The organism is Pedobacter cryoconitis (assembly GCF_014207135.1).
GTDB classification, from domain to species: domain Bacteria; phylum Bacteroidota; class Bacteroidia; order Sphingobacteriales; family Sphingobacteriaceae; genus Pedobacter; species Pedobacter cryoconitis_D.
Map to the genome: position 1 here is coordinate 72,458 of NZ_JACHCC010000015.1, position 19,925 is coordinate 92,382.

The 19,925-nt window shown below is 39.3% G+C and carries 19 protein-coding genes; 6 read left to right on the forward strand and 13 right to left on the reverse strand.

What is annotated here, in order from left to right; all coding sequences use genetic code 11:
* Positions 1–2 precede the first annotated feature (2 nt).
* Entirely contained in the window at positions 3–845 is an 843-nt protein-coding gene (locus tag HDF25_RS23940; RefSeq protein ID WP_184628938.1) for a flagellar motor protein MotB, read from the forward strand.
* 70 nt (positions 846–915) lie between these two features.
* Here the strand turns inward: HDF25_RS23940 and rfbC are convergent, their stop codons facing one another.
* The 3 genes from rfbC to HDF25_RS23955 are packed head-to-tail and all read right to left on the reverse strand — an operon-like array spanning position 916 to position 3,537.
* Positions 916–1,470: a dTDP-4-dehydrorhamnose 3,5-epimerase gene (rfbC, locus tag HDF25_RS23945; RefSeq protein ID WP_184628939.1), complete on the reverse strand. Its 555-nt coding sequence runs from the start codon at positions 1,468–1,470 to the stop codon at positions 916–918.
* A gap of 8 nt (positions 1,471–1,478) precedes the next feature.
* The gene (locus HDF25_RS23950) at positions 1,479–1,781 is read right to left on the reverse strand and encodes a DUF4286 family protein (RefSeq protein ID WP_184628940.1); all 303 of its coding nucleotides are present in this window, start codon (positions 1,779–1,781) and stop codon (positions 1,479–1,481) included.
* Positions 1,782–1,797: 16 nt separating this feature from the next.
* Positions 1,798–3,537, reverse strand: a complete 1,740-nt coding sequence (locus tag HDF25_RS23955; protein WP_184628941.1) for a tetratricopeptide repeat protein — start codon at positions 3,535–3,537, stop codon at positions 1,798–1,800.
* 156 nt (positions 3,538–3,693) lie between these two features.
* Here HDF25_RS23955 and HDF25_RS23960 point away from each other — a divergent pair, with 156 nt between their 5' ends.
* From HDF25_RS23960 to HDF25_RS23970, 3 genes are read left to right on the forward strand one after another with little or no spacing between them, the layout of a single operon-like run.
* Positions 3,694–5,586, forward strand: a complete 1,893-nt coding sequence (locus HDF25_RS23960; protein WP_184628942.1) for a prolyl oligopeptidase family serine peptidase — start codon at positions 3,694–3,696, stop codon at positions 5,584–5,586.
* An 11-nt stretch (positions 5,587–5,597) separates the two neighbouring features.
* Positions 5,598–7,265, forward strand: coding sequence for a sensor histidine kinase (locus HDF25_RS23965; protein ID WP_184628943.1), 1,668 nt, complete (start codon positions 5,598–5,600; stop codon positions 7,263–7,265).
* 4 nt (positions 7,266–7,269) lie between these two features.
* Positions 7,270–7,959 carry a response regulator transcription factor gene (locus tag HDF25_RS23970; RefSeq protein WP_184628944.1) on the forward strand — a complete coding sequence of 230 codons (690 nt, stop codon included), beginning with the start codon at positions 7,270–7,272 and terminating at the stop codon, positions 7,957–7,959.
* A 45-nt stretch (positions 7,960–8,004) separates the two neighbouring features.
* Here the strand turns inward: HDF25_RS23970 and HDF25_RS23975 are convergent, their stop codons facing one another.
* The 9 genes from HDF25_RS23975 to hemW all read right to left on the reverse strand — a co-directional run bounded on the left by HDF25_RS23975 (position 8,005) and on the right by hemW (position 17,454).
* Positions 8,005–8,724: a hypothetical protein gene (locus HDF25_RS23975; RefSeq protein ID WP_184628945.1), complete on the reverse strand. Its 720-nt coding sequence runs from the start codon at positions 8,722–8,724 to the stop codon at positions 8,005–8,007.
* 153 nt (positions 8,725–8,877) lie between these two features.
* Positions 8,878–10,128 (reverse strand): metallophosphoesterase, encoded by a 1,251-nt coding sequence (locus tag HDF25_RS23980; protein WP_184628946.1) that lies wholly within the window; start codon positions 10,126–10,128, stop codon positions 8,878–8,880.
* 19 nt (positions 10,129–10,147) lie between these two features.
* Positions 10,148–11,644: a sigma 54-interacting transcriptional regulator gene (locus tag HDF25_RS23985; protein WP_184628947.1), complete on the reverse strand. Its 1,497-nt coding sequence runs from the start codon at positions 11,642–11,644 to the stop codon at positions 10,148–10,150.
* A gap of 18 nt (positions 11,645–11,662) precedes the next feature.
* Positions 11,663–12,760 carry a vWA domain-containing protein gene (locus HDF25_RS23990; protein WP_184628948.1) on the reverse strand — a complete coding sequence of 366 codons (1,098 nt, stop codon included), beginning with the start codon at positions 12,758–12,760 and terminating at the stop codon, positions 11,663–11,665.
* A gap of 161 nt (positions 12,761–12,921) precedes the next feature.
* On the reverse strand, positions 12,922–13,806 hold the full coding sequence (locus HDF25_RS23995) for a cupin-like domain-containing protein (RefSeq protein ID WP_184628949.1): 885 nt from the start codon (positions 13,804–13,806) through the stop codon (positions 12,922–12,924).
* Between the two features lie 72 nt (positions 13,807–13,878).
* Positions 13,879–14,760, reverse strand: coding sequence for a cupin-like domain-containing protein (locus HDF25_RS24000; protein WP_184628950.1), 882 nt, complete (start codon positions 14,758–14,760; stop codon positions 13,879–13,881).
* A gap of 144 nt (positions 14,761–14,904) precedes the next feature.
* The gene (locus tag HDF25_RS24005) at positions 14,905–15,456 is read right to left on the reverse strand and encodes a fasciclin domain-containing protein (protein ID WP_184628951.1); all 552 of its coding nucleotides are present in this window, start codon (positions 15,454–15,456) and stop codon (positions 14,905–14,907) included.
* 33 nt (positions 15,457–15,489) lie between these two features.
* The gene (locus tag HDF25_RS24010) at positions 15,490–16,293 is read right to left on the reverse strand and encodes an SDR family oxidoreductase (protein WP_184628952.1); all 804 of its coding nucleotides are present in this window, start codon (positions 16,291–16,293) and stop codon (positions 15,490–15,492) included.
* 18 nt (positions 16,294–16,311) lie between these two features.
* Positions 16,312–17,454 (reverse strand): radical SAM family heme chaperone HemW, encoded by a 1,143-nt coding sequence (gene hemW / locus HDF25_RS24015; protein ID WP_184628953.1) that lies wholly within the window; start codon positions 17,452–17,454, stop codon positions 16,312–16,314.
* Positions 17,455–17,609: 155 nt separating this feature from the next.
* On the opposite strand from hemW, the gene HDF25_RS24020 reads away from it, so the two are divergent.
* Positions 17,610–18,785, forward strand: a complete 1,176-nt coding sequence (locus tag HDF25_RS24020) for a metallophosphoesterase family protein (RefSeq protein WP_184628954.1) — start codon at positions 17,610–17,612, stop codon at positions 18,783–18,785.
* A 20-nt stretch (positions 18,786–18,805) separates the two neighbouring features.
* A complete protein-coding gene (locus tag HDF25_RS24025; protein WP_184628955.1) occupies positions 18,806–19,342 on the forward strand; it encodes a histidine phosphatase family protein in 537 nt (178 codons plus the stop codon).
* A gap of 194 nt (positions 19,343–19,536) precedes the next feature.
* Here the strand turns inward: HDF25_RS24025 and HDF25_RS25995 are convergent, their stop codons facing one another.
* Positions 19,537–19,893 carry a CPBP family intramembrane glutamic endopeptidase gene (locus HDF25_RS25995; RefSeq protein ID WP_184628956.1) on the reverse strand — a complete coding sequence of 119 codons (357 nt, stop codon included), beginning with the start codon at positions 19,891–19,893 and terminating at the stop codon, positions 19,537–19,539.
* Positions 19,894–19,925: the final 32 nt, after the last annotated feature.

Here is a 19,925-nt window from a genome sequence, read left to right on the forward strand (position 1 = left end):
TTATGAAGAGAGTAGTTTTGTTTTTGGCAGTTGGCTTGTTGGCCAGTGCATTCAGTTCATGTGTTGTCCTTTCTCCCAAGAAGTATAAAGCTTTGCTGGCTAAACAGGATTCATTGAGTAATGGCTGGACCGGGGCCCAGGGGTCTATTGATAACCTGCAAAGTGCGATTGCAAAATTACAGCGTGATACTGCGAATCTGAACGGACAATTAAATGAGCTTAAGGGTAAATATAATGCGATAGACGGCAGTTATGCCAAGTTGAAGAATAATAGCTCATCAGCTATCAGTAAGCTGTCAGAGGATCTTAAAAAACGCGAACAGCGTTTAAAGGAAGTGGAAGATATTTTGCGTAAACGTGATGAGGCTTCTAATCAGCTAAAAGAGAAATTACAGCAGGCATTACTTGGATTTTCTAAAAACGGTTTAACTGTGGAAATGAAAAATGGTAAAGTTTATGTTTCTCTGACGGATAAGTTATTATTCCCTTCAGGTAGTATTGTGATTGATGAAAAAGGAAAACAGGCATTAACTCAACTGGCCAAGGTTTTAAAAGAACAGCCTGAGATCATTATTGCTGTGGAAGGACATACAGATTCGCAAAAAATAACTAACCTCGGCCAGATCAAAGATAACTGGGATCTGAGCGTATTGCGTTCTACATCAGTAGTCCGTTATCTGACAGAGACTGAGAAAGTGCCAGGTGTGAGACTGACCGCAACAGGAAAAGGTGAATTCCAGCCATTGGAATCAAACACTACACCAGAAGGCCGGAGTAAAAACCGAAGGATTGAAATCGTATTATCTCCTAAACTGGATGAACTCTACGATCTGATTAAAAAATAAGAGAGATTTTATAAAAAAAAAGGCTTCCGGACAATCCGGAAGCCCTTTTTTGATATTTATTTGGGTCTGGTTAAAATGGGCTTACAAAGTCTTTAAAGGAAGAAAGAACAAGATCTTTATCAGATAATAAAAGTTCTTCTTTTGTCAGCTCTTCACTCCAGTTGATGTTCAGATCCGGATCATTCCAGATTACACCACATTCAGATTCCTTGTCATAGTAATTTGTCACTTTATAGGTGAAGATCGTATTATCTTCCAATGTCAGAAAACCGTGCAGAAAACCTGGTGGTACCCATAATTGCTTGTGATTTTCTCCGCTAAGTACAATGCTGAAGTGCTGACCATAAGTAGGTGAGCTTTTTCTTACATCTACAGCAACATCAAGAACTTTCCCTTGTATTACCCTAACTAGTTTTCCTTGTGAAAAGGGGGCTTTTTGCGCATGTAAACCACGTAATGTCCCTTTTTGAGAAAATGACTGATTGTCTTGTACGAATTCTGCCTGTATGCCGGCTTCAGTAAAGGAACGGGCACTAAAGCTCTCGAAAAAATAGCCTCTGTTATCTTTCCATACCTTTGGTTCAATAACGAAAAGATCGGTTATAGGTGTCTGTGTTATATTCATAATTTTAATTAGGCTATATATTCCATTACAGTAGTGAAAGAAACGTATTTATCTTTAAACCGGCTATTTAATTCTACTGATAATGCATCTGCATGTTTCAATTGATAAGTCTCATAATCTTCAATGGTCTGTACGACATATTGTGAACAATAAGTTACACCTTCATTGGGTGAGTCTATGACTTTTAACAGTCTGTTGGATACGAACAGGCCTGTAGCCATCACTTCAGGAATATGCTCTTCTTGCATCCATTGCAGCCATGCAGCAGCAGATACTTCTTCAATAATCAGGGTTACATTGTATAATAACATGGGACAAAGATAGGAACTAAGATTCAATATTATCGCCTCTGAGCTTCCTGAAATGTTTGCGTGCTTCAGCAACAAACATACTTCCTGGAAAATCTGTTATCAGTTTCTGATACAGTATTTTAGCTTGCTCATGATCGTTGAGCTGATCCTCATATAACCCGGCAAGAGTGAAAAGAGCTTCGTCTGCCCAGTTCCCTTTCGCGGAATGACCTATGAGTTCTTTAAGGAGTATGGCTGCAGTGTTATAGTCTTTATTCTTAATATATATTCCTGATTTAAACATCAGAATATCATCCGTAAGACTATGTTTAGGATAGAGTATAGAAATACTGTCCAGTTTAGCGATTGCAGCAGCTGGAAGATTGCGGAATTGTAGTAACTGGGCAGCTGCATACATTTTTAAGGCTAATGTATCAGTTGCTGTTTCCAGATGGTCTGAAATTAAAAGACTAAGATTTAATGCGTCATTGGCAATCAGTTGTTCTGTAGAAGCTTTTAAGACGTCGGCCTGAGATTTGGCGTAACTAAAATTTCCTTGCTGAAATGATAATCTGGCTGACCGGTATTTGGCCTCGGTTCCTATATTTTGGTTTTCAAATTCTTTAGCCACCTGTCCATATTGCAAAATTGCTTCCCAGGGTTGTCCGGTGAGTACATAAATATCCCCCAGCTCCAGTTTGATTTCTCCCCGTTCAGTATTGGCTATTCCGGGGATCTGCAAGGCCGTCTCGAGTGTAGTCTCCGCTTTTTTGGGAGACTGGAGATAGTAAGCTTCCAGATTTGCCAATTTTCTTAAGGCAAAGAGGGCTTTAGTATTTTTACCATATTCTTCGAGGATGCCCGAGTATTGCTCAGCAAGGATAGTAATGTCTTTTACAGTGCTTTTCCCATCTAAAAGCAGTTGATATTGTGTGTCGACTGAAGCTAGTTTTGAAGGAAGGTAATATTCGTTTTCTCTCCCTTTTGATAACAGATAGGTATAAGCTTTAATTGCCGTGTCATAAGCCTTATTTGCAACAAATATCTGTGCGTGCTGAAAGAGGATAGTTCCGTCGTCTTTAATTCTCTTATCCTGGGCGATCAGCTGACGGAGTGCCATATCATATTCTTTTTGCTGGACATATTGCCAAATCAGCAATTTGGCATAAGATTCATTCTGCGGGTCTTTCTGGATCCGTTTAAGGAGTGAATTCTGAAGATTAAGATAATCTGAATTACCCTCAAATACAGAAGGTAATACGGTTTCTGCCTGCTGGAGCATTTGTGGCATGGTAGACAAAGCATTCAGATATTCGTCTATGAGTTTGTTCTTATCTCTTTTAAACCGGTAAAGGCTGAGTAGTTCAAAAACAAAGATCTGGTTATTGTTCAATGTTTTCCTGCCTTCGAGAAAAACCTCTATAGCCTGATCATACTCTGCCGACTGATATAAATTGCTGGCTAACTCACGGATTTGGGCTTCATCTTTGGGAAGGGAATTTAAGACGCGCTCAAATGTCTTCCTGGAGTTTTCAAGCTGTCCCTCTTCTCTATAGACCCGGGCCTGCATCAATTGATACTTTAAAGAAGCCGGATTCTGCCGGATTAATTTTTTAATGGCCTTATCTGCTGTTTCGTATTGTTTTGATTTCAGGAGTGTATTCAGCATGACAGCTTCCTGCTCACTGTTATCCTGCGCTAAAACGAAATAAGGAAGGATAAATAAGAGGATGAATATAATTGCTGGCTTCATATGCTGAAAACGGACCCTGTTCATGAATAAATAAAGATAGTAAAATGTTCTCTGTACTTTTTACAGCAAAAAAATAAAGCTATTTTGAGACCGTGTTTTATTGGCGGTTAAGGTAACAATATTAGTGTATTGTCTGTTTAGACAAATGGCGTTGTGTATTTTTGCAGGCTATTAATTGCTATGACCGTAAAGAAAAGATATTTATTAGTTGTTCTGATTGCGTTATTCAGCGCCTGCCGGCAAAACAGGCAGGTGAGGGTTATTCCTGTAGCAGACTTCTTTAAGTCACAGGAGAAGGGATCATATGCGATTTCGCTTGACGGTAAAACATTGTCTTACTTAAAAGCGCAGGGTAAAAAGCAGAACTTGTTTGTTGAAGATCTGGTCACAGGGAAATCGGCTCAGATTACACAATTGAATGAGAAAAATATCAATTATTATTTCTGGGCGAGTAATGACGAGATTGTTTACTATAAGGAGAAAGCTGGTGCCGATCGGTTATCTGATATTTTTATCATTAACAAAACTGGAGCGAATGAACGAAGGCTGAGTGATAACGGAACTAGCAGAATGCGCGTTTTGAAAGACCAACTGATTGACGGGAAATTTTTGTTAGTGTCATCAAACAAAAGAGATTCTACTGTTTTTGATGTTTATCGTTTGAATGTTAGAAATGGTCATATGGATATGGCAGCAAAAAACCCAGGTAATATCACAGACTGGATTACCGATTCAAAGGGGAAGATCCGTCTGGCGACTGCAAGTGATGGGGTAAACCAGACCTTGCTTTTCAGAGAGAAGGAGAGTCAGGCTTTCAGGGCCGTAGTCACTAATAATTTTAAAACAACGCTGAAGCCTATTGCCATCTCGGATAACAGACCTGATATTATATATGCTATCTCTAACGTAAACAGGGATAAAAATGCTTTAATCGAACTGAACTGTATCACAGGAAAAGAAAGTAAAGTGCTTTTTAGTAACGATACACTAAATGTTGTTGATGCCCAGTATTCTGAATCAAAGAAGACAATCGCCTTTGTGATCTGTGAAACGTGGAAAAAAGAAAAGCATTATCTGGATACCACTGTTAAAAAATTATACGAAAAGCTGGATAAGCTGCTCCCCGGTACAGAATCAAGGATTATAGACCGTGATAAAGCAGAAAATACCTTTATTGTCAGAACGTTTACAGACCGGAACCCGGGATCTTATTACTTGTATGTTGCTGATAAGGGAACTATCCGGAAATTAAGTGACTTTAATCCTTATGTGAAAGAAGCAGAGATGTGTGAGATGAAGCCTGTTTCTTATAAGGCCCGTGACGGGCTGAAAATTCAAGGGTATCTCACTTTGCCGATGAACAGAATTCCGAAAAACCTGCCGGTGGTAGTCCTTCCGCACGATGGTCCGGGGCGCAGAAACTCCTGGGGGTATAATGCCGAAGTTCAATTTTTAGCGAACAGGGGTTATGCTGTATTTCAGGTTAATTACCGGGGATCATCTGGTTATGGAAAATCGTTTGCTGCTGCTGGGAGCGGAGAGTTGGGAGGGAAAATAAAGGATGATATAAACGATGGCGTAAGATGGCTGGTTCAAAATAAGATAGCAAACCCAAGGAAGATAGCGATCTACGGTACTGGACTTGGTGGGTATATTGCTTTAAATAGTTTATATTCGAGTCCTGGAATGTATGCGTGCGGTGGTTCCAATTCAGGAGTTATTAATTTGTTTAGTTATTTAAAATCTATTCCTCCTTTCTGGAAAACCAATCTGCAGATGTTTTATGAAGTAATAGGAAATCCGCTTACGGGGGGCGATCGTATGCGTCAGATATCTCCTGTTTTTCATGCAGATAAATTCAGGGCGGCTGTATTTATTGCGCAGAGTCCTAAAGACCCGAGAAGTAATTCGGGAGAGGCTATACAGTTTGTAAAGGAACTAAAGAAACGAAACGTTAATGTAACTTATCTGGAGAAGGAATATAGTGAGTTCTCGCCCCAGGGTGAAGAAGTACGTCAGACGTTATATGCTTCGCTGGAGCAATTTTTATCAGCGAATTTATCTAAGAAATAGGCATGGTTAATATGAACCAGGAAAGAGATAGTGGCTATCGTAAGAATTTTTCTTTGATCGTTACCTTTATTGTGGTGATCTCCGGATTGTTTATTCTGTCACTTTTTTTAGCTTATAATTTCAGTAAAAAATTTATAGAAAATGAATTTGTCTCTGAAAAGGTCAAGGTACTGGAAGAAAGTATTAAGCCTTATAATGAATTCTTTCAGAATAAAGTTCCTGAAATTTCTTACTATAATGGTTATCTCGATTCGGCAACGACTGCCAAATTTGTGGATACTATTCTCAATGTATATCCATTTGTTTCGAAAGTGGTGTTTTATGATTCTGAAATTGCCAATATCCCGGTAAGGGACGGATTAAATACCGGGCACTTTTCATTCGGTCCTAAGTCTATTTATCAGTTTGGTGATCTGGTGCCAGCAGATTCTGTAAAATTGTTTTCAAGGGATGATGCAAAGAAATTTAGTCGTGGGGATGATTTTAATGCCTTGGGTATAAAACTGATCTCTTATGTCGAAAATCTCGACACGACCAAAGTTCCCAGCCAGGAGGACCTCTTTACTAATTTCAGTATTATCCGTTCAAATAAAATTACCTACCTGAATATTCCAAGGCTGGAAGACCTGAAAGTTTACAAGAAAATGCTCAGGCAGAAACTTTCACCATCGCCTGTTTATCAGCAGGATATGCTTTCTTTTCATCTTGACCCTTATAAGATCCGGATCCTGAATACAAGACCACTTTTATATCAGAATATAAGGATTGAACCGCTGACCTATGATCCTCTAAGTACTTCAACAGATTATGTTTCTACAGAAATAACCTTACCGGGGCCATTTTCAGACTATAAACTTTATTTTATTTCAGCAAAGTCATTTGTAGATAAGGAAATCCTGAGTTATTTTCTTCCCATTGCGATGGTTATGTTGTTGTTTTACGGGATATTGGTGCTGGTGACTGTACTGATCTACAGGAATCTGAATATTAATCATAAGATGTTCAAATTGCAGTATGATTTTGTGAATAACCTGACGCATGAATTTAAGACACCAGTGAGTGTGATTAAGATTGCAGGAAATAATATCAAGAGTGCCAGTGCGCTGACTGAACGTGAACTGAAATTGTATGGTAAGATCCTGGATGAGGAAGCCGATAAGTTAAACGGTTTAATGAATAAGCTTCTGGCTTTTACGCAAATTGAAAACAGGGCTATCCAGCTCAATCAGGATGAATTGAATATAATTGATTTCATAGAAAGTACGATTGAATCACACAAATTGAAACATCCTGATTTTGTGGTGACGTATGAAGTGACGGGTTTTACTACTTTTATTACAGATCCTGTTTTACTGGGGAGCCTCTTCGATAACCTGGCGGAAAATGCCTATAAATATTCTCCTCCGGAACGTAAACAGCTTCATATTGTGGCCAGGATGATCAAGGGAAAAGTAGTATTCAGATTTGTGGATCAGGGGATAGGTATTCCTACACCGGAAATAAATAATATCTTTAAGAAGTTTTACCGGATACAAAACCAGTATAATCAAAATGGGAGTGTCGGACTGGGACTGGCTTTCTGTAAAGAACTGGTGAATTTCATGAAAGGTGAAATCACAGTGAAAAGTAAAGTAAACAGAGGAACAGAGTTTAAAATAGTATTGCCTTATAATAATTAATGATATGTCTAAAGGAATTAAAATACTGATAGTTGAGGATGATGAAAATTTAAGGTTTTTAGTTGTCCACCGTTTAAAATCTGAAGGTTATGAAGTGCTGGAGAATGGTGATGGTGAAGTGGCGGTAAAAACGATCATGGATGAAAAACCTGATATTGTTTTGCTGGACTGGATGTTGCCAGGTAAGCAAGGCTCGGAAGTTTGTCAGGAGGTACGTGAACAGGGCTTTGAGAATCTGATTATCATGATGACTGCCAAAGCCCAGGATGTTGATAAGATTGATGCTTATACCTTTGGGGTTTCGGACTATGTGACCAAACCTTTTAATATGGATGTCCTGGTTGCAATGCTGGAGAGTAAAGTAAAGTTTTTGCTGAACAATGATAAATCGGAGATCCATCGTTTCGGGGATATGGAACATCATCCGAATATCCATACGCTGTACCGTAGTGGAAGAAAAATAGAATTAACTATACTGGAGAACAGAATTCTGTTATACTTCCTTAGAAACCCTAATAAAGTGATTAATCGGGACGAACTAATGCTGGTTGTCTGGGGATATAATTCTGATGTGAATACACGGACCCTTGATATGCATATTGTACGTTTGAGAAAGAAAATCGAACTAAATCCGGATAATCCTCAGCTGTTGCAAACGGTGAGGGGAATTGGTTATCGTTTTAATGCGGGATAAAAACAGGGCAGCCCGTTAATGATGGGCTGCTTTTTGATTAACCCTTTATTGGGTTGTCCAAAAGGGATACGGTTTCCCATCTTTCCTGTCCTGGAAGGAAGTTTCATCAGGGAGAACTAAAGCACCATGCATTTTTCTGATCACGCTAAATATACTCTGGTCATGACAATGGTCAATGAAAGCAGGGTACTGAATGGTATCATCCTTCTCGTCTGTAAATAAAAAAAGGTTTTCATAAAGTGTGTCGTACCACTGATTAACCAATAGTGTGGTGTGGGAACATTTTCTCAATAGAATAACTGCAGCCGTCAGCTGTGCTGAATTAATCAATTCTTCAGGAGCCTCAAAATAATCAAAAACTTCGCGTTTGGTAAATTCATTTTCTTTTTGGGGTAGCTGAAAGGCGATTGTACCGGTTTGCGTTTCTTTAAGTAAAGCCAGGTATTCCAGATAACGTTGTCTGCCGTTTTTGTTGATCAGGCATCCTGCATCAGCATAAATCAGGATATCATCGTCGGGTAGTTCATCCAGTGTTTTTTTGATCAGATAGGGCTTCCAGATCCGGTAACCTCCTCCTTTTTCCAGAGTTAAAACTGACCGGAAGCACTTGCTGAATACAGGTTCGATGGCAGAAGGATTAAATATTCTGACCTCATCAAAAAAAGAGGATTCCAGGGCTGTCTTTTTGAGTAGCTTCCTCTGCTCTCTGTATTTGTCGTCTCCGTATGTTATAAAGTGGCTTTTCATGATGGTTAATTTATTCATAATATAATAAATTAACCATCATGGTAATATTGGGCCGGCCAATTAGTTATTCTTGAATTATTAACATTAGGAAGGAGGATCAGATTTTGCTGATTCCTGAGAGGTTTATAGAGATTATCTATACGGATTGGTTTAGCCAACCTGTATTTTCTGTTAAGCTCTTTTTAAAGTAAAAATTGTAATCTCCGGAAGTATACCAACTCTGCCAGGATAACCCAAAAAACCGTATCCTACGTTGACGTATAGCTGTTGGTTTTGTTCCTGATATAATCCTGCCCATTCTTTATAGATATATTCTATAGGGCTCCATTGGTATTTTTCGGTACGTACGCCGAACTGCATACCATGTGTATGACCACTGAACATGGCATCAATTTGCGGATATTTTGGAAGTACTTCTGCACGCCAGTGTGAAGGATCGTGAGATAACAAAAGCTTTACTGGAAGGTCATCAGTATTCTTAACGGCGAGATCCATCCGGCCATATTTAGGGAAACGTCCCATGCCCCAGTTCTCAATTCCCAGGATGCCTATTTCTTCTCCGTCCACTTTTAATCTGCGGTTCTCATTCATCAGCAGATCCCATCCCATAAGTTCGTGGGTTTTGATCACATCTTTCAAATTTTTAACCTTTGCCGGTGAAGATTCCTTACCGAAATAGTAATCCCCGTAATCGTGATTTCCCAGTGAAGAATAAACGCCCAAAGGTGCTTTGACTTTCGTAAAGATATCCTGATAGTCTCTCATCTCTGTGGCCATATCATTGACAATGTCTCCGGTGAAAAAGATAAAATCAGGTTTCTCTCCAAGTAGCATTTCCACGCCACCTTTTACAGCTTTCTGGTTATAGAAACTTCCGGAGTGGATATCAGAGATCTGTCCCATCGTAATGCCATCAAAAGCGGCCGGCAGGTTGGGCAGTATCAGTGTTTTTCTTCTGACCTGGTAATCATAGGCCCCTGAGGTAATTCCCCAGGTTAATGAAGTAAGTGGAACTGCTGCTGCAACAAGCCCGGCTTTGACAAGAAATGAAGACCTGCTGATCGGTTCTCCTATAGCCGGACTGGTATCGTTTTCGGGTTGTTTCTTTAACCGCCTGAACAGATAAATACCTAATCTGCGTAAATCATCAACCAAAAGAAAAGGTAACATTACGATTTTGCAGGCTGTAGTCAGAAAGAAAGAGACTAATATGATAGCCCGCAGAGAGAGAAATAAATTTAAAAATATACCGGCAAAAACACCAATGACCAGGACAATGGTAATTCCCCAGTAGATGCGGGTAAATCTGGTTTTTGCTTTGTCGCTCCAGTTTTTAAAGGTAGCGAGCACTGCTTTAACAAAGTAAAAATCGAATGCTATGACTAAAAGGCATCCGGCTATAAGAAAGGGTAATCGGCCCATTTTTTTTAATATAAATTTGTTAGGCGTTGAAGTCTATATCGTCATCATCTTCAAGCTCTGTATTAAATAAGCTGTCAAACATATCAGAAAAGCCAAAACCACCGCTCAGGTATTTTTTGTTTAACTGTGAATACTCTGCCAGTCCATGCAATACAAATTCCATTAATAGTAATGTTTGATTAGCACTTAATTTGGGATGAAACTTTTTAACCAGGTCGTTTAACCCTTCAACCTGCATGAGTTCTGTCTGATATTGAGCTGCTGTCAGATTATCAGCAATATCAAGTGTATTGCCGTCTGTAAACCAGTCTGTGATCTGTTGATAAGGATTAGCTGTCTTGCTCTTTTTAGCTTTTTCAGGATCCGGGAAATATCGGCTAAAAAGACTTTTAATAGCTTTTCCTATCAATGTATTGGCTACTTTGGCCGGGCCTTCCAGCTCACCTTCATAAACCAGTTCTATTTTTCCTGTAACTGCGGGAATAATTCCGGTGAGATCGGCTAATCTTACAAAAGTATTTTCTTCAGCATTAATCAACATTCTTCTTTCGGCGGTACTGATCAGGTTTTCATAAGCAGAAATGGTTAAGCGGGCAGATACACCAGATTTCTGATCTATAAATTCACTTTTACGTGCTTCAAAAGCAATCTGCTCTACAAGATCTTTAACCAGGCCATCAGCCTCTATCTTTAGCTTTTGTGTATCTGTGATTTTTGCTTCCTGGAACGTAATTTTTCTGGAGATGGCGATGGTCTTTGGATAGTGGGTCAGGATCTGGCTCTCTATTCTGTCTTTTAAAGGAGTAACAATAGAGCCCCGGTTTGTATAATCTTCAGGGTTGGCCGTGAATACAAATTGTACATCCAGAGGAAGACGGAGTTTGAAGCCTCTGATCTGAATATCTTTTTCCTGTAACATGTTAAACAGAGCTACCTGAATACGTGCCTGTAAATCGGGCAACTCATTAATCACAAAAATACTGCGGTGTGCCCTAGGAATTAATCCGAAATGGATTACACGCTCATCGTTATAGGTAAGTTTCAATGTAGCGGCTTTAATAGGGTCCATATCCCCAATAAGATCAGCTACTGTAACGTCTGGTGTAGCCAGTTTTTCTGTATAACGGTCCGAACGGTGCTGCCAGCTGATAGGGGTGGCATCGCCATGCTTAGCAATTTCCTGTCTGCCATACCAGGAAATTGGATTCAGGGGATCATCGAATATTTCGCTCCCGCTTATATAAGGAATGTATTCATCGAGTAAATTGACCATTAAACGTGCAATACGTGTTTTAGCCTGTCCTCTTAAACCCAGCAACAGAATATTGTGCCTTGATAAAATGGCAGTCTGAAGTTCCGGAATAACTGTGTCGTCATAACCCAGGATCCCTTCAAAGCCAGCATCTTTATTTTGCAGCTGCTGAATAAGATTCTTGCGTAATTCGTCTTTTACTGTTATTGAGGTATAGTTTGAGGCTTTTAATTCGCCAAGAGTTTTAATTGAGGTCTGCTCCATAGGTATAATCTAGCCGGGTTAACGGACTGTTTTTCTTCTGTTTTTAATATAATCTTCAAAAATATACTCTCCTAATCCGGTTAATGAACTGTAAAAGGCTCTTCCACCATTGATTTCAGTAAATTCTCTTACAAATTGCTGTAAATAGGGATCCTGGGCAATCATAAATGTAGTGATAGGAATATTAAGCCTCTTGCATTGTGCAGCCATGTTCAGGGTTTTATTGATCACCTTTCTGTCCAGACCCATGCTGTTTTTATAATAACGGCCATTCTCTTTAAGACAGGTTGGTTTGCCGTCGGTAATCATGAATATCTGTTTATTATGGGTTTTACGGCGGCGTAACAGATCAGCAGCCAGTTCAAGTCCGGCAAGCGTATTGGTATGATAGGGGCCTACCTGCAGATAAGGTAAATCTTTGACTGTAATTGGCCATGCATCATTTCCAAAAACAACAATGTCCAATGTATCTTTAGGGTAGCGGGTATGAATTAACTCTGCCAGAGCCATGGCGACTTTCTTAGCAGGTGTAATCCTGTCTTCGCCGTATAAGATCATGGAATGCGAAATGTCGATCATCAGGACGGTAGAAGTGAGTGTTTTATAATCCTTTTCTTCAACTTCGAGATCACCTTCAGTTAAAGTGAAATTACCTATGCCGTGTTTGATCTGTGCGTTTTGTATAGAGGCAGTCATATCGATCTGATCAAGGCTGTCACCAAAGGTATACTCGCGGCGGTCTGCATTTTTTTCTTCGCCAATGCCGGAGATATTGCTATTGTGGTTGCCTCTGCCTGCCTTTTTTAGTTTCCCGAAAATTTCTTCGAGTGCGGATTTACGGATGGTCTGTTCAGTTTTGGAGGTAATCTCCATATTTCCATCCCGGGAATTTTCTTTGATGTAACCCTTGTCTTTCAGGTCATCAATGAAATCACCCATGCCGTAATCACCTGTAGTGAACTTATATTGTTTATCCAGTTCGTTCATCCAGGCCAGTGTTTCACCTGCATCACCAGCAGTATAATTCAATAACTGAGTGAATAACTTCAGCATTTCATCAAACCCGCCTTTTGGCTTGTCATCTGCTTGAAAATTAGAAAAATGGAAACCTCTCATATTCTTATAATAACGGAATATCGAAGGTAAAAGTTTGACAGAGGATTTATGTTACCCGCTTGTAAAAATACCCTTATAAAGATTAAGGGAAAAATAGTCTGTTCCTGGTCATACCAGGAACAGACTTATATTGGTGGCTAAGGGTATAGCCGGAATTAGAATTATTTTCTTGGAAGTCCTTTGGCCAGAGCCTTTTCTGCACGTTTAACGGCTAGTTTTTCTCTGAATTCTGCATAAGGTGCTTTTAAAGCCATCTTTAAAACACTGTCCAGGCCACCTTTAATGGCAAGGTTAAACAAACTTTGTGCCTTTCTGATCGGAGAAGCGTCCCATGCCCTTAAACTTAAAGAGAAAGAGCCATCTAGGTATTTCATCCAATGCCACATCCCGGTAGGCATGAAAAGTGTATCGCCATGCTCGAGGAAAACTTCATAACCTTCTACACCTCTTAGTGCCGGGAATTTATCAAAATCAGGATTAGCTACATCATAGTCTTCTAATGCATAAGTTGCATTAGGAATACAATAAAGCCTTTCCTTCCATTTGTTATCAAATAAGATGATATGTTTCCTGCCACCAAAATGTGTATGGAAAAGATGCGGAAGATCTATATCATAATGCAGAAAGGTAACCGAGTTTGAACCACCGAAGAACATAGCTGGCATACTCTCAATAAACCCACCCATCAGGTCTTTGGGCAACACGATATCTTTAATCAGGCTGGGTACATGCTTGAAAAGATTAAAGAAAAATATACGCAGTTCTGTAGGTTCTCTTTTGATCAGATCAAGATAATCACCAAAACGCATATGCGCTGCTGCTGAATTGATAGGTTTAGAGGGATCCACCTTTGCATTGTCATACAAAGGAACTTCCAGGTCTCCACCAATTTCCTTAAGGTATTCTGTTGTCCATTTCTCTCTTGCCGGCCAGCTTTTTGTCAAGCCTTTTATGATTAGAGGTTTTCTGGGATCTAAATAATTTTTTTTAAAGTCTGCTGGACTAATATTCTCAACGGTATCTACCGGCTTTAATATAAAGCTCATAATCAAATAAGATCTTGTTTGAGAACAAAAGTGTAAATTAAAATTTACTTATTTATATAAACTAAGTCTTAATTAGGAAGGAATACGATCTGCGAGTGCTTTGTTTGCTCTTTTTACCGCAAGCTGTTCTTTCCAGGTCATATATTTTTCTCTGAAATTAGCTTTCATAAAGTCATCAAATTTGCGTTGTATGATCAGGTTGTACAGGCTCCTGGCTTTGACTGCCCATGATTTATCCCATGCCCTGAGGCTGATTGAAAAAGAGCCGTCCAGATACTTCATCCAGTGCCAGTAACCTGTTGGCATGAACAGCGTATCACCATGTTCGAGATAGGCTTCTACTCCTTTGACTCCTTTTAAGGCAGGGAATTTGTCAAAATCAGGGTTTTCAATATCATAGTCTTCCAGTGCATAAGTGGCGTAGGGAATTTGATAGAGACGTTCTTTCCATTTGTTTTCAAACAGGATCACATGTTTGCGGCCATTGAAATGGGTATGGAAGATATGGGCCATATCTATATCGTAGTGTAAAAAGGTAACAGAACCTTTTCCGCCAAAAAACATGTTTGGATAGCTGTCCAGAAAACCACCCATCAAATCTTTTGGTGCGATATAATCTTTCAGGAGTTTGGGTGCCTGTTTAATAGGATCGAACAAAAATATACGCAGGTCTGTAGGAGTGGTTTTGATGAGTTCGATATAATCTGAGAACTTCATTTCTGTGGCAGCGGCATTAATTGGCTTGGATGGATCGGCTTTGGAACTATCATATAGTGGAACTATTTTGTCTCCCACTACTGTTTTCATATAATCCATAGACCACTTTTCATATGCAGGCCAGTTTTTGGCCATGTTCTTAATGATGAGCGGTCTGCGTGCATTGAGATATTTTTTTTCAAAATCCTCTTTGGAAATATCATCAACGCAATCAATTTGAGTTAAATCAAATTTCATGTTAAAATAATGTTAAGTCAAGTAAATTTATAGAAATAGACCATTTGAAACAAAATGTGTTTTAAAAATAAAAAAAGCTGACAATAAAAAAACACAGCCATTATGGCTGTGTTTCTCAATTTACACAATTTAATCTGGAAAAATTTAGTTAGGCATTAAAACTGAGTCAACAACATGTATAACTCCATTTTTTTGCATGACGTTGGCAATAGTTACAGTAGCAGTACCACCTTTTTCGTCTGTTAAAATTAATTTGTTTCCGTCCATTGAAGCCCATAATTTACCACCTGAAACGGTCGTTAATTCGGCCTTGCCATTACCGGCTTTAATTGCTTTTGCAATTGCTCTTGAATCCAGTTTTCCGGCGACTACATGGTAAGTCAGGATTTTAGTTAACAGTGCTTTGTTTTCTGGTTTTAAAATCATTTCTACAGTACCTGCAGGAAGTTTGTCAAAAGCTTCGTTGGTAGGAGCGAAGACTGTGAATGGACCTGCACTTTTTAATGTCTCTACCAGACCAGCTGCCTTAACTGCTGCCACCAGTGTAGTATGATCTTTTGAGTTTACTGCATTATCAACAATGTCTTTGGTCGAATACATTGCTGCACCACCAACCATTGGATTTTTCTGAGCGTAAACTGAAGTTGAAAATGCCATAGCTGCTATGACAAATAAAGGTAAGATGAATCTTTTCATGATCTTGTTTTATAAACAGAGATACGGCGAATACTAAGGCTTGGTTTTCTGATTCGTAATTTTCGCAGTTCTGATGTATTTCGAAAACCTGGACGGGAAGAATCTCTTGAATAAAACTCCTTTGACTTCTTTGCCACCCATATATACCTCTTCCTTGTTTTGCTGAATAGCTTTGATAATTTTATCGGCACAATCTGCTGCGGATAAACCATTCTCCTGGTTATCATCCATGATGTCGTATGCGGTACCGTCGGCTGTAACAGCATTTTTTGAAATATTGGTTTTAATATAACCAGGACAAACCAGGAGAATCTGAATTTTCTGTTCATATACCTCCGAACGTAAAGAATCAAAATAGCCTTGTAATGCATGTTTTGATGCTGCATAGGCCGAACGGAAAGGTGTCCCGAACTTACCCATAAGACTACTGATACAAATAATTTTACCGCCGCCATTGGCTATCATCTGTGGTAATACGGCTTTGCTCAAAGCTACCGTTCCCCAGAAATTTATATTCATGATTTTTTGTTCAACAGCGAGTTGCGTGTCCAGTGCGAGTGAACGCTGACTGATCCCGCCACTGTTAATAAGCATGTCTATGTGACCAAAGATTTTTTGTGCATCCTTAGCCTTATCAGCTAATGCAGCAGTATCTTCCAGGTCAAAAGACAAGACGTGAACGTTAATCTGATTTTTACAGTTTCCTTTCACCCTGAAAAGCTCATCTCTGTTCCGGGCTGAGATAATGAGATTTGCACCTGATTTATTATAGGCATATACCAGTGCTTCGCCAATACCTGAAGAAGCTCCTGTGATCCAGATTACTTTGGGTTTCATAAGTTTTATTTTTGTCTTTTATTTATCCGGGTGTTCATCCAGCAGAAATAATTCTGAGGCGATATAATCTGCAAATAATTTACCATCCGAAGTAAGTATCAGCTTGTCATCTTCATTTTTCAACCAGTTCCTTTGTATAAAGGGAACACTATTTTTCAGCGTGTCTTCTAAAAATATTTTGCCAAATTCGGCCTTTATTTTTACTAAATCTGAACCCCACATGGTACGGAGTGAAGTCATGATGTACTCATTAAACCGGTCGTATATGTCCAGTTCTTCAACTGTTTCGGCTAATTTACCCAATGCCAGCTGCTGCATATATTTTGCATTATTGGCAATGTTCAGATATCTGATGTTGCTGTTGAATCCGTGTGCAGATGGCCCGATACCCAGGTAGGGAATACCTCTCCAGTAGTTGGTATTATGGATGGCATGACGTCCTGGTAAGCTATAATTAGAAATCTCATAATGATCGAAGCCAGCCGTGGCCAGTTTTTCTGTCAGGGTGATAAATTGTGCTGCACTTTGTTCATCATTAACAGGTATCTGTTTTCCTTTTTTAATAGCCGCTGCCAATGCTGTTCTGGGCTCGACCGTTAATGAATAAGCTGAAATGTGCGGAGTTTGAAGGCTGACCACTTTATGGATATTACTCAACCATTTTTCGTCGGTAAGTAAAGGAAAGCCATAAATTAGATCAATGCTCAGGTTTTCAAAACCTGCATCCTGACTGCGTTTGATACAGGTTTCGGCCTCTGTAGAATTATGGGCCCTGTTCATCCAGACCAGGTCATCATTAAAAAAGGACTGAACACCGATGCTGAAGCGGTTTACGGGCATTTGCCTTAACTGAGCAATTTTCTTTGCGTCTAAATCATCCGGATTGGTTTCAATAGTAATTTCGGCATCGGCCGCAATAGAAAAATTGGAGGTTAAAGTATTGAATATTTTTGCGAGGGATTTTTCCGGTAATAGCGAAGGAGTACCCCCTCCAAAATAAATACTGCCCACCTGTTCTGTAATCCTGTCCTTCTTTAAGATAATCTCTTTGCAGATCGCATCAGTCATTTCATCCACATACTGAAGGGAAGTGCTGAAATGAAAATCGCAATAATTACATGCTTGTTTACAAAAAGGGATGTGGATATAAATTCCTGCCATTTCACAAAGGTAAGCGGCTTATAGGGAAAGCATGTCATTTTGTTATAAAAACAATATCACGAGCAGTTTACAGGAATATTAACCAGGGGTCAATATTTTGTTAATTTTTTATCTCTATAGTGTATTTTGTTTGTAAATGGCTTCTTTTGTCCGTTATGAAACATTATTCTTTCCCGGCTTTTGCACTTACTGTGTTATTGCTTTTCGCAGGATGCAAAAAGAAAAACAGCGAAATCGCACCAGATCAGGATATGAGCCCTGTACAATTTATTTTTACTTCAGATGCGCATTATGGATTGACACGGAGCACATTCAGGGGGAACAGTAAAGTAGATGCTCATATAGTCAACGCTGCAATGGTTGCAAAAATGAATAGTCTTCCGGATCTTATATTGCCCGATGACGGTGGCGTGAATGCCGGAAAGAAAATCGGATCTGTGGATTATATTCTGGAAGCAGGTGATATTGCTAACCGGATGGAGACCAGTACAACTGTCCAGACAGCAGCACAGTCGTGGCAGCAATTTAATATGGATTACCTCCAAAGTGTCACACTGAAAAACAAGAACAATAAAAAAACGGAGCTGTTTGTGGTTCCCGGAAACCATGATGTTTCTAATTCAATCGGCTTTTATGGGATGATGTCTCCATTAACTGATGCCAGTTCAATGGCTAATATTTATAACCTGATGTTAAATGCCCCGGTGGCTAAAACAGCAGCAACGTTTAATTATAATACGGACAGGATCAACTATTCGAGAGAAATTGCCGGTGTTCATTTCTGCTTTATTCAGATGTGGCCTGATTCGGCTGTCAGGATCTGGTTAAATAAGGATCTGCAAAATGTGGCGGGCAGTACTCCTGTAATTATTGTAGCACACGATCAGCCAGCCGTCGTTTCCAATCATTTTACAAATCCTAACGGGACCTTTTCAATTAATCCGGTAGATAAATTTGATAATGTACTGGATGAGCATTTCAAAGATGGTAAAGTACCGACAGTAACTGCGAATATTGAACAGCGGGCTTTTGCCGCATTTTTAAAACTCCATCCAAATATTAAAGCGTACTTACATGGGCATGTGCACGAAAGTAAATTTTATGTCTGGAACGGGCCGGATAACGATCTTAACTTGAATGCGGTGAGTGCAGATTCGCCGATGAAAGGGCTGATTTCGGCGAATGATGAAACTAAACTGTCATTTCAGTTTGGTGCTATTGATCCTAAAACGATGACGATGACTATCAGGGAATGTTTCTGGAATGTTAATCCTTCGGCGCCCGCCGAACCGGTCAAATGGGGAAATATGGTTACGATAAAACTTAGATAGTTTATTGTAATTTAGTTCCTATGAAAAGAAGTATGTTGCTATTGTTTTGTTATCTGGTTTTGCCTTTTGTGGTAAAATCACAGACTATTGTAATTATCCGTCATGGAGAAAAACAGGAACAAAATGAAAACCTGAACTGTATGGGGCTTAACCGGTCATTGAAGCTGATTAATGTACTGCATAAAAAAATAGGGGTGCCCAGTTATATTTATGTTCCATCTTTGGGCAATGGCAATAAAACTCTTCATTCCAGGATGTTTCAGACTATTACTCCCTTCGCTGTCAGGTATAATATAAGTATCAACAGTAGTTTTGATGGCACTGATTTCGCTAGTCTGGCTAAGGAACTGAAACACAAAAAGGGAACTATACTATTGGTGTGGAATCACGGCAAAATTCCAGCCCTTGCAAAAGCACTGGGGGTCAAACACCAGAAACTGAGCTGGAATGACACCGACTTTGATTCTATCTGGACGATTACAGGCACTGGTAAAGATAAGGTTCTGAAGGTTGATCATGAGGGGATTGTCCCTGCTAATGGGTGTCCTGTGTTTTAATTGAGCATTTCAAGAAAATAAGGCGGGGGCTACTTGGGGTATAATTTCTATTCATAAATTTATTTTCATTGCTGCTTTCTTCCTGGTGTCTACTCTCCAGAGATACAATATGAGAATAGCCGCCATCATTACAAAAACTGTAATAATTGATCCTTCCAAACCAAAATTTCCGCCATTTATGATATTCTGTCTAGTTAACTTCTGAGTAAATAAAGATTGCATTTTGATTTCGCTAACGGAAAAACCGAAAATTGAACTTTGAAAAAATTCCATGCCCAGTGCAGTCCGATTGAAACCCAGATATTGAAGTTTGAGTAGATAAAAACCTGGGCTAAGAGTATCCCTGCTAAAAATATGTTTAAGAAACCAATACTGGAAATATTGGGGTTTAACATATGAAAAAGTGAAAAAATGATTGCGGAGATTAGAATCGCAGGTTTTTCAGCATTTTTGATGAGCATTAAATAGTTCAATACGATACCACGCATGAAAATTTCTTCAGATAGTGATACGAATAAAAATAAAAGGATGCTTTGTGCACCATATAGCATATAATATTAGGTCGGTAGTTCAAGGTATAAAA

Bases quoted from the DNA above. Each gene is read 5' to 3' on its own strand.
- rfbC (WP_184628939.1), bottom strand. From the start codon at position 1,470: ATGAATATAACACAGACACCTATAACCGATCTTTTCGTTATTGAACCA.
- HDF25_RS23980 (WP_184628946.1), bottom strand. From the start codon at position 10,128: ATGGGCCGATTACCCTTTCTTATAGCCGGATGCCTTTTAGTCATAGCA.
- HDF25_RS25995 (WP_184628956.1), bottom strand. From the start codon at position 19,893: ATGCTATATGGTGCACAAAGCATCCTTTTATTTTTATTCGTATCACTA.
- HDF25_RS23965 (WP_184628943.1), top strand. From the start codon at position 5,598: ATGAACCAGGAAAGAGATAGTGGCTATCGTAAGAATTTTTCTTTGATC.
- HDF25_RS23985 (WP_184628947.1), bottom strand. From the start codon at position 11,644: ATGGAGCAGACCTCAATTAAAACTCTTGGCGAATTAAAAGCCTCAAAC.
- HDF25_RS23970 (WP_184628944.1), top strand. From the start codon at position 7,270: ATGTCTAAAGGAATTAAAATACTGATAGTTGAGGATGATGAAAATTTA.
- HDF25_RS23990 (WP_184628948.1), bottom strand. From the start codon at position 12,760: ATGAGAGGTTTCCATTTTTCTAATTTTCAAGCAGATGACAAGCCAAAA.
- HDF25_RS23960 (WP_184628942.1), top strand. From the start codon at position 3,694: ATGACCGTAAAGAAAAGATATTTATTAGTTGTTCTGATTGCGTTATTC.
- HDF25_RS23955 (WP_184628941.1), bottom strand. From the start codon at position 3,537: ATGAACAGGGTCCGTTTTCAGCATATGAAGCCAGCAATTATATTCATC.
- HDF25_RS23975 (WP_184628945.1), bottom strand. From the start codon at position 8,724: ATGAATAAATTAACCATCATGAAAAGCCACTTTATAACATACGGAGAC.
- HDF25_RS24005 (WP_184628951.1), bottom strand. From the start codon at position 15,456: ATGAAAAGATTCATCTTACCTTTATTTGTCATAGCAGCTATGGCATTT.
- HDF25_RS23940 (WP_184628938.1), top strand. From the start codon at position 3: ATGAAGAGAGTAGTTTTGTTTTTGGCAGTTGGCTTGTTGGCCAGTGCA.
- HDF25_RS24025 (WP_184628955.1), top strand. From the start codon at position 18,806: ATGAAAAGAAGTATGTTGCTATTGTTTTGTTATCTGGTTTTGCCTTTT.
- HDF25_RS24020 (WP_184628954.1), top strand. From the start codon at position 17,610: ATGAAACATTATTCTTTCCCGGCTTTTGCACTTACTGTGTTATTGCTT.
- HDF25_RS23995 (WP_184628949.1), bottom strand. From the start codon at position 13,806: ATGAGCTTTATATTAAAGCCGGTAGATACCGTTGAGAATATTAGTCCA.
- hemW (WP_184628953.1), bottom strand. From the start codon at position 17,454: ATGGCAGGAATTTATATCCACATCCCTTTTTGTAAACAAGCATGTAAT.
- HDF25_RS24000 (WP_184628950.1), bottom strand. From the start codon at position 14,760: ATGAAATTTGATTTAACTCAAATTGATTGCGTTGATGATATTTCCAAA.
- HDF25_RS24010 (WP_184628952.1), bottom strand. From the start codon at position 16,293: ATGAAACCCAAAGTAATCTGGATCACAGGAGCTTCTTCAGGTATTGGC.
- HDF25_RS23950 (WP_184628940.1), bottom strand. From the start codon at position 1,781: ATGTTATTATACAATGTAACCCTGATTATTGAAGAAGTATCTGCTGCT.